Source organism: Kitasatospora sp. NPDC086801, from assembly GCF_044745805.1.
GTDB lineage: Bacteria > Actinomycetota > Actinomycetes > Streptomycetales > Streptomycetaceae > Kitasatospora.
Genome location: NZ_JBIVAX010000002.1, coordinates 254,419 through 268,107, shown reverse-complemented (window position 1 = coordinate 268,107; position 13,689 = coordinate 254,419). Strand labels below are relative to the sequence as shown.

The window sequence follows — 13,689 nt, the reverse complement described above, 5'->3', positions numbered from 1 at the left end:
CCGGCGGAGCGACCATGGACAGCATGACGCATCAACTTCGCGCGGAGTACGGCCCGCAGGGTGCGACCGGCGGGGTCAAGGTCTGGCACGTGGTCCGCGACGCCGACCCCGCGGTGGCGCTCTGCGGCCGCAGCATGGCCGACGACGCCGAGACGCGGCCCGAGCAGGAGTGGGGCACCGGGCTGCGCTGCTGCCAGCAGTGCGGTTCGCTCTACATGCACGAGGTGCCGCACATGCAGGGGAGCCATCCCTACAGCTAGGCCGGCTGGGCCGACAGGCCAGCCACGCCGTGGTGGAGGTCGCCATGAAGCTGCAAGACGAACTGCCCGTGAACAGCCGGCTCGCCACGGTGTGGCGGATCGGGGCGGGGCTCGGGGGGATCTTCCTGATCGTGTTCGGGTGCCTGGGACTGGCCGACCACCCGGGTTTCCTGGCCACGCACGGTGACCGGATCGCCGGGCTGTCGACCAACGGGGCGCTGAGCATCCTGTCCATCGTGGCGGGCGCGATCCTGGTGGCGGGGGCGGTGATCGGCGGCAACTTCGCGTCCACCCTGAACATGGTGGTCGGCGTGCTGTTCGTCCTGTCCGGCTTCTACGGTCTGGTGGTGCTCGGGCGGCCGGACGCCAACATCCTGAACTTCCGGATGTCGAACGTGCTGTTCGCCTTCATCTTCGGGGTGATCCTGACGGCCTTCGGGATGTACGGCCGGGTGAGCAGCCACCTGCCGCACGACAACCCGTTCTGGCGCCAGCGCGCGGAGCACGAGACGGCGAGGCCGTCCGGGCCGAAGACCTTCGTCAAGGTCCTCAACCCGAACCCCGGTCCGACCCACCCGGTCGGCCACTGAGCCGCTGCGGGGGCCGCCTATGCTCGGCGGCATGAGTGACATCGTCGAACTCGACCCCGAAGACAAGAAGATCATCACCCTGGCCCGCTCGGCCCGTGCCCGCAACGGCGTCGCCGAGGGGGCCGCGGTGCGTGACGAGACCGGCCGGACGTACGTGGCCGGGACGGTCGCGCTGGAGTCGCTGCACCTGAGCGCGCTGCAGACGGCGGTGGCGATGGCGGTGGCCAGCGGTGCGAAGTCGCTGGAGGCGGCCGCCGTGGTGAGCGAGGCGGAGCAGCCGGCCGAGGCCGACCTGGCGGCCGTCCGGGACCTCGGCGGGGCCGGGACGCCCGTGCTGCTGGCCGGTGTGGACGGGACGCTGCGGGTGGCGGCCGAGGCCCGCTGAGGCCCGCTGGGGCCCGCTGGGGCCCTCCGGGGCCGCTGGGGCCCGCCGCGGTGGGCGATGGCGGCGGCCTGGCGAACACCTGCCCGAACTCAGCAGATAGTCTCACCGGGGGAGTGAACTCGGTGAGGGGGCTGGGCACATGGGGGCGGTGGCGTTCTTCGCCGGGCTGCTGCTGTTCGTGATGGGGATGGGCAAGTGGCAGGAGACCGGCTCGCCGTACTGGCTCTGGGGTTCGGTCGCTTTCCTGGTCCTGCTGGTGGTGATGTCGCTGGTCTCGCGGGGCGGCCGCAAGGGCTGATCGGGCGGTGCGGACGGGCCCGGACAGCGCGACTCCGGTGATCAGGGAGAATGGAGCACATGAGTGCCCCTTCCTCCTCGTACCGCTCCGGCTTCGCGTGCTTCGTCGGCCGACCCAACGCGGGCAAGTCGACCCTGACCAACGCTCTGGTGGGGACGAAGGTCGCGATCACCTCCGATCGCCCGCAGACCACCCGGCACACCGTGCGCGGCATCGTGCACCGCCCGGACTCCCAGCTCGTCCTGGTCGACACCCCCGGTCTGCACAAGCCGCGCACCCTGCTCGGCGAGCGCCTCAACGACCTGGTCCGCAGCACCTGGGCCGAGGTCGACGTGATCGGGTTCTGCCTGCCCGCCGACCAGAAGCTCGGCCCCGGCGACAAGTTCATCGCCAAGGAGCTCGCCGAGATCAAGAAGACCCCCAAGGTCGCCATCGTCACCAAGACCGACCTGGTCGACTCCAAGCGGCTCGCCGAGCAGCTGATCGCCGTCCACCAGCTCGGTGAGGAACTCGGCATCGAGTGGGCCGAGATCATCCCGGTCTCGGCCGTCGGCGACAAGCAGGTGGAACTGGTCGCCGACCTGATCACCAAGCTGCTGCCGGAGGGCATGCCGCTCTACCCGGACGGCGACCTCACCGACGAGCCCGAGCAGATCATGGTCGCGGAGCTGATCCGCGAGGCCGCCCTGGAGGGCGTCCGGGACGAGCTGCCGCACTCGCTGGCCGTCGTGGTCGAGGAGATGCTCCCGCGCGAGGGCCGCCCGGCGGACCGCCCGCTGCTGGACATCCACGCCAACGTCTACATCGAGCGGCAGAGCCAGAAGGCGATCGTCATCGGCGCCAAGGGCGCGCGGCTCAAGCACGTCGGCACCACCGCCCGCAAGCACATCGAGGCGCTGCTCGGCACGCCGGTCTACCTGGACCTGCACGTCAAAGTGGCCAAGGACTGGCAGCGCGACCCGAAGCAGCTGCGCAAGCTCGGTTTCTGAGCCCTGGCGAAGGCCCGCCCGGATCGGGCGGGCCTTCGGCGTGTCCGGCCGGCCGGTGGACCGGTGGGCCGGCGGGCCGGCGGGACTACGCGCCCTCGCGCAGGACCAGCGACACCAGTTCGCGCTGCGAGTCGGTGAGCTTCGGGTCGGCGCAGTAGACCGTCCGGCCGTCGACGGTGATCTCGTAGTGGAAGCCGTCCGGCACCCCGTACGAGGGGGCCCGCAGCCCGCCCGCGACGGCCTCGCGGGCGAGCGCGTGGACGTGCGGGGCGTCCGTGCGGTCGACGGTGTCGAGTTCCGCGTGGCGGACGATCCCCGCGAGGCCGCCGGTCCGGGTCACCTGGATACGCATGGTGTCCATGGTGGTACCAGGGGCGGGAGTTTGCCGGGCTTTTCCCGGACCGTGACCTTAAGCCCGGCTGAACCTGGTCTCAACCGGACCCCGGCCGGGGTCGAGGGCCCGGCAGGAGTCCGGTCCGGGCTCAGCCGGGGCTGACGCCCACCTGCGCCCAGGAGGCCGTCACGGTGTCCGCGACCGAGGACTGGTCGGGGTAGCGGGCCTTGGCGGCGGCCACGGTGGCCCGGGCGAAGGCGGTGAAGTCGGCGCCGGCGGTCAGCTGGCGGCCGGTCAGGGCGTCGTACCAGATCCGCCCGGCGCGCTCCCAGGCCTGGCCGCCGAGGGCGGTGGCCAGCAGGTAGAACGCGTGGTTGGGGATGCCGGAGTTGATGTGCACGCCGCCGTTGTCGTCGGCGGTGTCCACGTAGTCCCGCATGTGCGCGGGCTGCGGGTCCTTGCCGAGCCGGGGGTCGTCGTAGGCGGTGCCGGGGGCCTTCAGCGAGCGCAGCGCCACGCCCTGGATGCCGGGGGCGAGCAGCCCGGCGCCGATCAGCCAGTCGGCGTGGGCGGCGTCCTGGTGCAGCGCGTACTGCTTGACCAGCGAGCCGAAGACGTCGGAGACCGACTCGTTGAGCGCGCCGGGCTGGTCCTGGTACTCCAGGCCGGCGGTGAACTGGGTGACGCCGTGGGTGAGTTCGTGGCCGATGACGTCGACGCAGGCGGTGAAGTCGCCGAAGATCTCGCCGTCGCCGTCGCCGAAGACCATCTGGTGGCCGTTCCAGAAGGCGTTGTCGTAGTCCTGGCCGTAGTGCACGGTGGCGTCCAGGCGCAGTCCCTGGCCGTCGATCGAGCGGCGGCCGTAGACGTCGGCGTACAGCGCGAAGGTGTCGCCGAGGCCGTCGTAGGCGTGGTTGACGGACTGGTCGGCGACCGGGGCCTGGCCCTCGGTGCGGACGGTGCGGCCGGGCAGCCGCTGGCTGTGGGCGGTGTCGGCGATCACCCGGCTGGGCGCCGGGCCGGTGCCGGCGGGCGGGGGAGCGGTGAGGCGGGCCGCGCGGTGCGCGGTGTCGAGCAGGAGGGAGCGGACGGCGGGCTCGTGACCGGCCTCGGCGAGGCGGTCCAGGACGTACGGCGGGACGATCGCGCAGATCGGTACTGCTGCAGTCATGTGGCCCAGGGTGAGGCCTCGATGACCGGTTGTCACCACCCTGGGCGTGACCGGTCGGCGTCTCAAGGGGTGGAACGGTGGTCCGGATCACTTCGGGGGCGCGCGCCCCTGGGTTACGCTGGGGCCATCATGCGCAACGGGCTGCTTCTTCTTAGCTGCCGCGTCGAGGGCCTGTAGTCCACAGGGCCGGCTCCCTCGCCGCGGGGATCGAGCTGTGCGCGTCATCCGGCGATCCGACGGAGGGTCGTGAGCGGCAGCTGCCGGCCAGTCGGTGTCGACCACCCCGACCCGCCCCGCACCACGCATCACAGGAAGCCGAGAGTCGTTCCATGACCGAGCAGAGCTCCGCCGCGCCCATCCCCGCCGGTCGCGCCTTCGTCGACCGTCCCACCCCGATCATCGCCGCCTCCGTGCGCCAGCTGCCCTCCGGCATGCGGTACGGGCGCTACCTGCCGTTCGACACCGTCGACCTGCCGGACCGCACCTGGCCGAGCAAGGTGATCACCAAGGCGCCGCGCTGGCTCTCCACCGACCTGCGGGACGGCAACCAGGCGCTGATCGACCCGATGTCCCCGGCCCGCAAGCGCAAGATGTTCGACCTGCTGGTCGCGATGGGCTACAAGGAGATCGAGGTCGGCTTCCCGTCCTCCGGCGCCACCGACCACGCCTTCGTGCGGTCGCTGATCGAGGAGGGGGCGATCCCCGAGGACGTCACCATCTCGGTCCTGACGCAGGCCCGCGAGGAGCTGATCGAGAAGACCGTCGAGTCGCTGGTCGGCGCCCCGCGCGCGACCGTCCACCTGTACAACGCGACCGCGCCGCTGTTCCGCCGGGTGGTGTTCCGCAACGACCGGGCCGCCACCAAGGCGATCGCCGTCGACGGCACCCGGCTGGTGATGGAGTACGCCGAGAAGCTGCTGGGCGAGGACACCGTCTTCGGCTACCAGTACTCGCCGGAGATCTTCGTGGACACCGAGCTGGACTTCGCCCTGGAGGTCTGCGAGGCGGTCATGGACGTCTGGCAGCCGGGCGAGGGCCGCGAGATCATCCTGAACCTGCCCGCCACCATCGAGCGGGCCACCCCGAACGTGCAGGCCGACCAGTTCGAGTGGATGTCGCGCAACCTGTCGCGCCGCGAGTTCGTCTGCCTGTCGGTGCACCCGCACAACGACCGCGGCACCGCCGTGGCCTCCGCCGAACTGGCCTACATGGCGGGCGCGGACCGCATCGAGGGCTGCCTGTTCGGCCAGGGCGAGCGAACCGGCAACGTCGACCTGGTGACCCTGGGCATGAACCTGTTCTCGCAGGGCATCGACCCGCAGATCGACTTCTCCGACATCGACGAGGTGCGCCGCACCGCCGAGTACTGCAACCAGATGGAGGTGCACCCGCGCCACCCGTACGCCGGCGACCTGGTGTACACCTCCTTCTCCGGCTCGCACCAGGACGCGATCAAGAAGGGCTTCGACGCCCTGGAGGCGGACGCCGCGGCGTCCGGCGTCCCGGTGGGCGAGCACACCTGGGGCGTGCCGTACCTGCCGATCGACCCGAAGGACGTCGGCCGCACCTACGAGGCGGTCATCCGGGTCAACAGCCAGTCCGGCAAGGGCGGTGTGGCGTACGTCCTGAAGAACGACCACAAGCTGGACCTGCCGCGCCGGATGCAGATCGAGTTCTCCCGGATCATCCAGGCCAAGACCGACGCCGAGGGCGGCGAGGTCACCCCGGCCGAGATCTGGCGGGTCTTCGAGGACGAGTACCTGCCGACCCCGGACAACCCGTGGGGCCGGATCTCGCTGAGCGGTTCGCGCACCCTGACCACCGAGGACGGCCGGGACGCGCTGATCGCCGGCGCGATGGTGGACTCCGTACCGGTGACCCTGACCGGTGTCGGCAACGGCCCGGTCTCCGCCTTCACGGACGCGCTGGCCCGGATCGACCTGGACGTCCGCGTCCTGGACTACGCCGAGCACGCGCTGAGCGAGGGCGGCGACGCCCAGGCCGCCGCGTACGTCGAGTGCGCGGTGGACGGCAAGGTGCTGTGGGGCGTCGGCATCGACGGCAACACCGTGCTGGCCTCGCTGAAGGCGATCATCAGCGCCGTCAACCGGGCGCAGCGCGGGTAGTTCGTACGAGTGGCATACGGCGGGGCCGTCCTCCGGGGCGGCCCTTCGCCGCGCCTGGGGGTCGCTGTGTCCTGCGCCACATTTTTTCGGGTCGGAAGCCGTTCGAGGTACTGACACGTGCCGGTAACCATGGCAACATCAATCCACCGGAAAGCCGGGTCGGTGGGACGGCCTCGGTGTCCGGTCGCGTGACCTGCCCATTGTTGTGCAGGCCGTCTGCCATGTCTGGGGAGTGGCGCCGTGACCAGGTTGTGGGGTGTTCGCCCGCGGTGGCGGACTGACGTTCTCGGTGACTTCTTCTGTCCGGGCTGTGGCGGGGACCGCAACTACCGCCGGCAGCACGGCCGACGGTGGCTGCGGTTGCTGGGGACCCCGGTGGTCCCGCTCGGCCCGGTGATCGGCAGCGTGCAGTGCACCAGCTGCCACGGCCGCTACGGCGTCGAGAGCCTGGAACAGCCCACCTCCGTACGGCTCGGCGCGATGCTGCGGGACGCGCAGTACACCATCGCGCTGGCCCTGCTCGCGGCCGGCGGCACCGCCCACCGCGCGGCCCGCGAGGCGGCCTGCACGGCGGTGCGCGAGGCCGGGTTCGAGGACTGCGGCGAGGCCCAGGTGCTGGCCGCGCTCGCCGCGCTGTCCGGGCTCGGCGGCGAACTCTACGACGCCCACGGGATGGCCGGCGGCCTGGCCGTGGAACTGCACGCGGTGCTCGAACCGCTCGCCCCGCACCTGGCCCACCAGGGGCGGGAGCGGCTGCTGCTGCAGGGCGCGGCGATCGCCCTGTCCGACGGGCGCTACCTGCCGCAGGAGCGCGAGGCGCTGGCCGCGGTCGGGCGCTGTCTGGACCTTCCGCAGTCCCGGGTCGGGGCGCTGCTGGAGGCGGCGACCCGGGCTCCCTACTAGACCTCCTCCGCAGCACCAGAGCCGCCAGGCCTGCTCCGCAGGCCCCCGAGCCATCTCCGATCCCCCACAAAACGGGCCCGAATCCCCCTCCGGGCCCGCCGTGACCCGCACTGCTCGGTCCTCCCCCACGGACCCGGTGCGGGCAACACGGCTGTCAGTGGCTGGGGGAGAATGGCTCCCATGAGTCTTTTCCGGGACGACGGCGTCGTGCTGCGGGCGCAGAAACTCGGCGAGGCCGATCGGATCATCACCCTGCTGACCCGGCACCACGGCAAGGTGCGGGCGGTGGCGCGCGGGGTGCGCAAGACCAAGTCCAAGTTCGGCGCCCGTCTGGAGCCGTTCTCGCACGTGGACGTGCAGTTCTTCAGCCGGGGGAGTGAGCTGATCGGCCGCGGGTTGCCGCTGTGCACCCAGGTGGAGACGATCGCGCCGTACGGCGGTCCGATCGTCACCGACTACGGCCGCTACACCGCCGGGACGGCGATGCTGGAGACGGCCGAGCGGTTCGCCGAGAACGAGGGCGAGCCGGCCGTCCAGCAGTACCTGCTGCTGGTGGGCGGCCTGCGCACGCTGGCGGCCGGGCTGCACGAGTCGCACCTGGTGCTGGACGCCTTCCTGCTGCGCTCGCTCGCGGTGAACGGGTACGGCGCGAGCTTCACGGACTGCGCCAAGTGTGGTCTGGAGGGGCCGAACCGTTTCTTCTCCCTTCCCGCAGGCGGGGTCCTCTGCCCGGACTGCCGAGTGCCCGGATGTGCCGTACCCTCCCCTGAGACACTGGTACTGCTCGGGGCGCTGCTGTCAGGGGACTGGCAGACGGCCGATTCCTGCGAGCCGAGGTACTGGCGGGAGGGCAGCGGCCTGGTCGCGGCCTATCTGCAGTGGCATTTGGAGCGGGGCATCCGCTCGATGAGATACGTGGAGAAGTGAGCACATGGCAGCGCGACGGCTCTTCGGCGGCGGCAAACAGAGGGAGTACCTCCCCCCGACCCCGCACCCCAGTGGCGCACAGCCGCCGAAGATCCCCGGTGAGCTGGTCCCCGGCCACGTCGCCATCGTGATGGACGGCAACGGCCGCTGGGCCAAGGAGCGCGGACTGCCCCGCACCGAGGGCCACAAGGTCGGCGAGTCCGTCGTGCTGGACGTCCTCAAGGGCGCGATCGAGCTCGGCGTGAAGAACATCTCGCTGTACGCGTTCTCCACCGAGAACTGGAAGCGCTCGCCCGACGAGGTGAAGTTCCTGATGAACTTCAACCGGGACGTCATCCACCGCCGCCGCGACGAGATGGACGCGATGGGCGTGCGGGTCCGCTGGGCGGGCCGGATGCCCAAGCTGTGGAAGAGCGTCGTCCAGGAGCTCCAGGTCGCCGAGGAGCAGACCAAGGGCAACGACGCCGTCACGCTCTACATGTGCGTCAACTACGGTGGCCGGGCCGAGCTCGCGGACGCCGCGGCGGCCCTCGCGGCCGACGTCGCCGCCGGGAAGCTGGACCCGAAGAAGGTCAACGAGAAGACCCTCGCCAAGTACATGTACCACCCGGACATGCCGGACGTGGACCTGTTCCTGCGCCCCAGCGGCGAGCAGCGCACCTCCAACTTCCTGCTCTGGCAGTCCGCGTACGCCGAGTTCGTGTTCCAGGACGTGCTCTGGCCGGACTTCGACCGCCGCGACCTCTGGCGCGCCTGCGAGCAGTACGCGAGGCGCGACCGCCGCTTCGGCGGGGCGATCCCGAACGAGGTGCCCGAGCCGCTGGACCTGCCCACCCAGCGCTGACGCGGTACGGCGAAGGGCCCGTGGGAGCGATTCCCACGGGCCCTTCGCCGTACCGCTGCTTCGCTGCTCAGGCCTTCTTGGCGCACTCCGCGCAGGTGCCGAAGATCTCCAGGGTGTGCGCGATGTCGCTGAACCCGTGCTCCGCGGCGACCGCGTTGGCCCAGCGCTCCACCGCCGGACCCTCCACCTCGACGGTGGCGCCGCAGTGCCGGCACACCAGGTGGTGGTGGTGCCCGCTGCTGCACCGGCGGTAGACGGCTTCGCCGTCGGCGGTGCGCAGCACGTCCACCTCACCGGCGTCGGCGAGCGACTGGAGGGTGCGGTAGACCGTGGTCAGACCGACGGAGTCCCCGCGGTGCTTGAGCATGTCGTGGAGCTCCTGCGCGCTGCGGAAGTCCTCGATCTCGTCCAGGGCCGCCGAGACGGCGGCCCGTTGCCGGGTCGAGCGGGCGCGCGGCGACGGGCCTGCGGTGGTCACCGTGGGTCCTCCTGGGGTGGTGGGCGTCTCGCACCTCATTGTGCCAGCCCCGCCCCCCGCTCCGGAGTGATCGCGTCGGAGGAACCCCGGCCCGGGAGTTGCCCGGGGATCTGCCCCGGGATCTGCCCCGGGAACTGTTCCGGGAGTTGCCCCGGGATCTGCCCCGGGAGTTGTTCCGGCAGGACGACGTCGCAGACCTTCGGCCCGGGGTCCGCGGCGCCCCTGCGGTGGCGCCGCCGGGCGAGCGGTGCGGCGAGCAGGCTGAACACCGCGAAGACCGCGATGGCGAGCAGCACGATGGCCGGGCCGGAGGGCACGTTGAGGTGGTAGGAGCCGGTGACGCCGGCCAGCGAGACCACCACGCCGAGCGCGATCGAGGCCGCCTGGGTGGCGGCGAACGACCGGGTGAGCTGCTGGGCGGCGACCACCGGGACCACCATCAGGGCGCTGACCAGCAGCAGTCCGACCACCCGCATCGCGACGGTGACGGTGACCGCGGCCATCACCGCGAGCAGCAGGTTGAGCGTGCGCACCGGCAGGCCGGTGACCCGGGCGAAGTCCTCGTCCTGGCAGATCGCGAAGAGCTGGCGGCGCAGGCCGACGGTGACCGCGACGACCACCGCGCCGAGCACCGCGATGGTGATCAGGTCGGCCGGGGCGACGGTGAGGATGGAGCCCCACAGGTAGCTCTCCAGCGAGCCGGCGCCGGCCTGGGCGGAGAGCGAGACGAGCAGCTTGCCGCAGGCCATGCCGCCGTAGAAGAGCATCGCCAGCGCGATGTCGCCGCGCTGGTTGCCGCGCGAGCGGACGAGTTCCATGGTGACGGCGCCGAGCACGCAGACCAGCACGGCCATCCAGACCGGGCTGGTCTGGAAGATGAAGCCGAGGCCGACGCCGGTCATCGCGACGTGCCCCATGCCGTCGCCCATCAGGGCCTGCCGGCGCTGCACCAGGTAGATGCCGACGGCCGGGGCGGTGATCCCGACCAGGACGGCGGCGAGCAGGGCGCGCTGCATGAAGTCGTAGGAGAGCATCTCGGTCATGCCAGCAGCCTCGGCGGGGTGTGGTCGGCGTGCGGGTGGACGTGGTCGTGGCCGGGCAGCGCGTGCAGGCCGGTGTTGGGCACGGGCGGGCCGTCGTGCGCGACGCAGCCGTCCCGCAGCACCACGGCGCGGTCGATCAGCGGTTCCAGCGGCCCGAGTTCGTGCAGCACGAGGAGGACGGCGGCGCCGCGGGCGACCTCGGCGCGCAGGGTGTCGGCGAGCACCTGCTGGCTGGCGGCGTCGACGCCGGCCATCGGCTCGTCCATGATCAGCAGGTCGGGGGTGCCGACCAGGGCGCGGGCGATCAGCACCCGCTGCTGCTGGCCGCCGGACAGGTCGGCGACGCCGTCCCCGGCCCGCTCCAGCATGCCGACGGCGGCCAGCGCGCGGTCCACCGCAGCGCGGTCCCGGCGGCGGAACGGCAGCAGCCGGTGCTGCGGCAGCCGTCCGGTGGAGACCACCTCGCGCACGGTGGCCGGGACGCCGGAGGCGGCGGTGGTGCGCTGCGGGACGTACCCGATCCGGTGCCAGGCGCGGAAGCCGGCCTGCGGGACGCCGAACAGCTCCAGCGTGCCCTGCTCCAGCGGGACGGAGCCGATCACGGCCTTGACGGTGGTGGACTTGCCGGAGCCGTTGGCGCCGAGCAGGGCGACCACCTCGCCGGGCTGGACGGTGAGGTCGACGCCGCGCAGCACCGGCCGGCCGCCGCGCGAGGCGACGGCGTCGCGGAGGCGGACGGCCGGGGGTATCGGGTGGGTCATGGTGTGCTGTCGTCCCGTCAGCTGGTGGTGGCAGGGGCGCTGGGGGCGCTCGCGCCGAGGGCGGTCCGGAGGTTGGCCAGGTTCTGCTTCATGACCGAGAGGTAGTCCTCCTTGGACGGGTCCTTGACGCCCTCCAGCGGGTCCAGCACGGCGGTCTTGAGGCCGAGGTCCTTGGCGACGGTGTCGGCGAGCTTGGGGCTGACCAGGGTCTCGAAGAAGATCGTGGTGACGCCGTTGTCCTTGGCGGCCTTCTGCACCTCGGCGAGGCGGGCCGGGGTGGGCTCGGACTCGGGGTCGACGCCGTTGATGGCGACCTGGGTGAGGCCGTAGTGGTCGGCGAGGTAGCCGAAGGCGGCGTGGCTGGTGACGAAGGTCTTGGACGTGGTGTCCTTCAGGCCGTCCCGGAACTCCTGGTCCAGCGTGGTCAGCCGGCCGACCAGGTCGTCGGTGTTCTTGCGGTAGTCGTCGGCGTGGGCCGGGTCGGCCTGGGCGAACCCGTCGCCGACGCTCTTGGCGATCGCCGCGTAGCGGGTCGGGTCGAGCCAGATGTGCGGGTCGCCGGCCGGGCCGTCGTGCTGGTGGCCGTCGGCCTCGGCGGTGCCCTCGTCGAGGTGGTGGTCGACCAGCGGGCTGGCGGCGGTGGCGTCGATCTTGTGCGCGGCCGAGGACTGGCCGACGGCCTGGTCGACGGTGGGCTGGAGGCCCTTGAGGTAGATGATCGCGTCGGCCTTCTGGACGGTGGCGACCTGCTTGGCGGTGAGCTCCAGGTCGTGCGGCTCGACGCCGGCCGCGGTGAGGTCGGTGACCGCGACGTGGTCCTTGCCGATCTGCTGGGCCAGGTACTCCATCGGGTAGAAGGAGGCGACGACCTTCAGCTTGCCGTCGACGCTCTGGGCGCTGCTGCTGCTGCCACCGCAGGCGGTCAGGACGAGGGAGGCGGTGAGGGCGGTGGCGGCGAGGGCTATGGAGCTGCGGGTACGTCGTCCGATCATCATGACAATCATTCTCATCTTATCTGGAAATGATTGTCAACTCACTCGGATGGGTGAACGGCAGGTGGCGATGGCTGGGGGAGGCCGGACGATACCGATTTGAACCCCGTACCCATCTGGCCGGTAACCTGAGGTATTCGGGTACGCGCAACCAGCCGTGCCCTGACCGTGCCGTACGTACTGAAGAGAGCACTGTGGCCGCCGACAAGATCGACACGATCGTCAGCCTGAGCAAGCGCCGTGGCTTCGTCTACCCCTGCAGCGAGATCTACGGCGGCACGCGTGCCGCCTGGGACTACGGGCCGCTGGGCGTCGAACTCAAGGAGAACATCAAGCGCCAGTGGTGGCGCGCGATGGTCCAGGCCCGTGAGGACGTCGTCGGACTCGACTCGTCGGTGATCCTCGCGCGCGAGGTGTGGGAGGCCTCCGGCCACGTCGCCACCTTCAACGACCCGCTGACCGAGTGCCTCTCCTGCCACAAGCGCCACCGGGCCGACCACCTGGAGGAGAAGTACGAGGCCAAGCACGGCTTCCCGCCGCCGAACGGCCTCAAGGACGTCAACTGCCCCGACTGCGGCACCAAGGGCCAGTTCACCGAGCCCAAGGACTTCTCGGGCATGCTGAAGACCCACCTCGGCGTCACCGAGGAGGCCAGCGGCCTGGCCTTCCTGCGCCCCGAGACCGCCCAGGGCATCTTCACCAACTTCAAGGCCGTCCAGACCACGTCGCGCAAGAAGCCGCCGTTCGGCATCGCCCAGACCGGCAAGAGCTTCCGCAACGAGATCACCCCCGGCAACTTCATCTTCCGCACCCGCGAGTTCGAGCAGATGGAGATGGAGTTCTTCGTCAAGCCGGGCGAGGACGAGCAGTGGCACGAGTACTGGCTCCAGCAGCGCTGGGACTGGTACGTCGACCTCGGCCTGCGCACCGAGAACATGCGCTTCTTCGAGCACCCGAAGGAGAAGCTCTCCCACTACGCCAAGCGCACGGTGGACATCGAGTACCGCTTCAACTTCGGCGGCAGCGAGTTCTCCGAGCTGGAGGGCGTCGCCAACCGCACCGACTACGACCTGCGGGTGCACAGCGAGGCGTCCGGCCAGGACCTCAAGTACTTCGACCAGGAGTCCGGCGAGCGGTACTTCCCGTACGTCATCGAGCCGGCGGCGGGCCTCAACCGCGCCATGCTGGCCTTCCTGATCGACGCCTACTTCGAGGACGAGGCGCCCAACGCCAAGGGCGTCATGGAGAAGCGCGTCGGCATGCGGCTCGACCCGCGCCTGGCCCCGGTCAAGGTCGCCGTCCTGCCGCTGTCGCGCAACGCCGACCTCTCCCCGAAGGCCCGCGGCCTCGCCGCCGACCTGCGCACCGCGTGGAACGTCGAGTTCGACGACGCCGGCGCCATCGGCAAGCGCTACCGCCGCCAGGACGAGATCGGCACGCCGTTCTGCGTCACCGTCGACTTCGACACCCTTGAGGACAACGCGGTGACCATCCGCGACCGCGACACCATGTCGCAGGAGCGCGTCTCGCTCGACCAGGTCAAGGCGTACCTGGCGGCGCGGCTGATCGGCTGCTGAGCCCGCTTCGC

At 71.1% G+C, this 13,689-nt stretch carries 16 protein-coding genes; 10 read left to right on the top strand and 6 right to left on the bottom strand.

All coding sequences use genetic code 11. The annotated features are described in order from the left end of the window. Window positions 1–23 precede the first annotated feature (23 nt). The 5 genes from ACIPLC_RS04625 to era all read left to right on the top strand — a co-directional run bounded on the left by ACIPLC_RS04625 (window position 24) and on the right by era (window position 2,522). Window positions 24–260 (top strand): hypothetical protein, encoded by a 237-nt coding sequence (locus tag ACIPLC_RS04625; RefSeq protein WP_400471052.1) that lies wholly within the window; start codon window positions 24–26, stop codon window positions 258–260. Between the two features lie 44 nt (window positions 261–304). Continuing rightward, window positions 305–850 (top strand): DUF4383 domain-containing protein, encoded by a 546-nt coding sequence (locus ACIPLC_RS04620; protein ID WP_400471051.1) that lies wholly within the window; start codon window positions 305–307, stop codon window positions 848–850. A 31-nt stretch (window positions 851–881) separates the two neighbouring features. Next, window positions 882–1,235 (top strand): cytidine deaminase, encoded by a 354-nt coding sequence (locus ACIPLC_RS04615; RefSeq protein WP_400471049.1) that lies wholly within the window; start codon window positions 882–884, stop codon window positions 1,233–1,235. Window positions 1,236–1,374: 139 nt separating this feature from the next. Further along, a complete protein-coding gene (locus ACIPLC_RS04610) occupies window positions 1,375–1,533 on the top strand; it encodes a hypothetical protein (RefSeq protein ID WP_400471047.1) in 159 nt (52 codons plus the stop codon). Window positions 1,534–1,592: 59 nt separating this feature from the next. Beyond that, complete coding sequence (era, locus tag ACIPLC_RS04605; protein ID WP_280676990.1) at window positions 1,593–2,522, top strand: GTPase Era; 930 nt, start codon at window positions 1,593–1,595, stop codon at window positions 2,520–2,522. A gap of 85 nt (window positions 2,523–2,607) precedes the next feature. On the opposite strand, the gene ACIPLC_RS04600 is transcribed toward era, so the two are convergent. Continuing rightward, window positions 2,608–2,874 (bottom strand): protealysin inhibitor emfourin, encoded by a 267-nt coding sequence (locus tag ACIPLC_RS04600; RefSeq protein ID WP_400471046.1) that lies wholly within the window; start codon window positions 2,872–2,874, stop codon window positions 2,608–2,610. Window positions 2,875–3,004: 130 nt separating this feature from the next. Beyond that, window positions 3,005–4,027 (bottom strand): M4 family metallopeptidase, encoded by a 1,023-nt coding sequence (locus tag ACIPLC_RS04595; protein WP_400471044.1) that lies wholly within the window; start codon window positions 4,025–4,027, stop codon window positions 3,005–3,007. 329 nt (window positions 4,028–4,356) lie between these two features. Between ACIPLC_RS04595 and leuA the strand changes: the two genes are divergently transcribed. From leuA to ACIPLC_RS04575, 4 genes are all read left to right on the top strand, one after another. Continuing rightward, a complete protein-coding gene (leuA, locus tag ACIPLC_RS04590) occupies window positions 4,357–6,153 on the top strand; it encodes a 2-isopropylmalate synthase (RefSeq protein ID WP_400471042.1) in 1,797 nt (598 codons plus the stop codon). A 360-nt stretch (window positions 6,154–6,513) separates the two neighbouring features. Next, window positions 6,514–7,056, top strand: coding sequence for a TerB family tellurite resistance protein (locus ACIPLC_RS04585; RefSeq protein WP_400471040.1), 543 nt, complete (start codon window positions 6,514–6,516; stop codon window positions 7,054–7,056). A 180-nt stretch (window positions 7,057–7,236) separates the two neighbouring features. After that, window positions 7,237–7,983, top strand: coding sequence for a DNA repair protein RecO (gene recO / locus ACIPLC_RS04580; RefSeq protein ID WP_400471038.1), 747 nt, complete (start codon window positions 7,237–7,239; stop codon window positions 7,981–7,983). A gap of 4 nt (window positions 7,984–7,987) precedes the next feature. Then, window positions 7,988–8,827 carry an isoprenyl transferase gene (locus ACIPLC_RS04575; protein WP_400471036.1) on the top strand — a complete coding sequence of 280 codons (840 nt, stop codon included), beginning with the start codon at window positions 7,988–7,990 and terminating at the stop codon, window positions 8,825–8,827. A 67-nt stretch (window positions 8,828–8,894) separates the two neighbouring features. Here the strand turns inward: ACIPLC_RS04575 and ACIPLC_RS04570 are convergent, their stop codons facing one another. Genes ACIPLC_RS04570 through ACIPLC_RS04555 form a run of 4 tightly spaced genes read right to left on the bottom strand, consistent with a single transcriptional unit; the run spans window position 8,895 to window position 12,104 of the window. Further along, complete coding sequence (locus ACIPLC_RS04570; RefSeq protein ID WP_350878206.1) at window positions 8,895–9,305, bottom strand: Fur family transcriptional regulator; 411 nt, start codon at window positions 9,303–9,305, stop codon at window positions 8,895–8,897. A gap of 35 nt (window positions 9,306–9,340) precedes the next feature. Further along, window positions 9,341–10,348 (bottom strand): metal ABC transporter permease, encoded by a 1,008-nt coding sequence (locus tag ACIPLC_RS04565; RefSeq protein WP_400471034.1) that lies wholly within the window; start codon window positions 10,346–10,348, stop codon window positions 9,341–9,343. Further along, window positions 10,345–11,109 (bottom strand): metal ABC transporter ATP-binding protein, encoded by a 765-nt coding sequence (locus ACIPLC_RS04560; protein WP_400471032.1) that lies wholly within the window; start codon window positions 11,107–11,109, stop codon window positions 10,345–10,347. Before ACIPLC_RS04560 ends, ACIPLC_RS04565 begins: the two co-directional genes overlap by 4 nt. Window positions 11,110–11,126: 17 nt before the next feature. Then, on the bottom strand, window positions 11,127–12,104 hold the full coding sequence (locus tag ACIPLC_RS04555; protein WP_400471030.1) for a metal ABC transporter substrate-binding protein: 978 nt from the start codon (window positions 12,102–12,104) through the stop codon (window positions 11,127–11,129). A gap of 191 nt (window positions 12,105–12,295) precedes the next feature. On the opposite strand from ACIPLC_RS04555, the gene ACIPLC_RS04550 reads away from it, so the two are divergent. Beyond that, complete coding sequence (locus ACIPLC_RS04550; RefSeq protein ID WP_400471028.1) at window positions 12,296–13,678, top strand: glycine--tRNA ligase; 1,383 nt, start codon at window positions 12,296–12,298, stop codon at window positions 13,676–13,678. The last annotated feature ends 11 nt before the right edge of the window (window positions 13,679–13,689 follow it).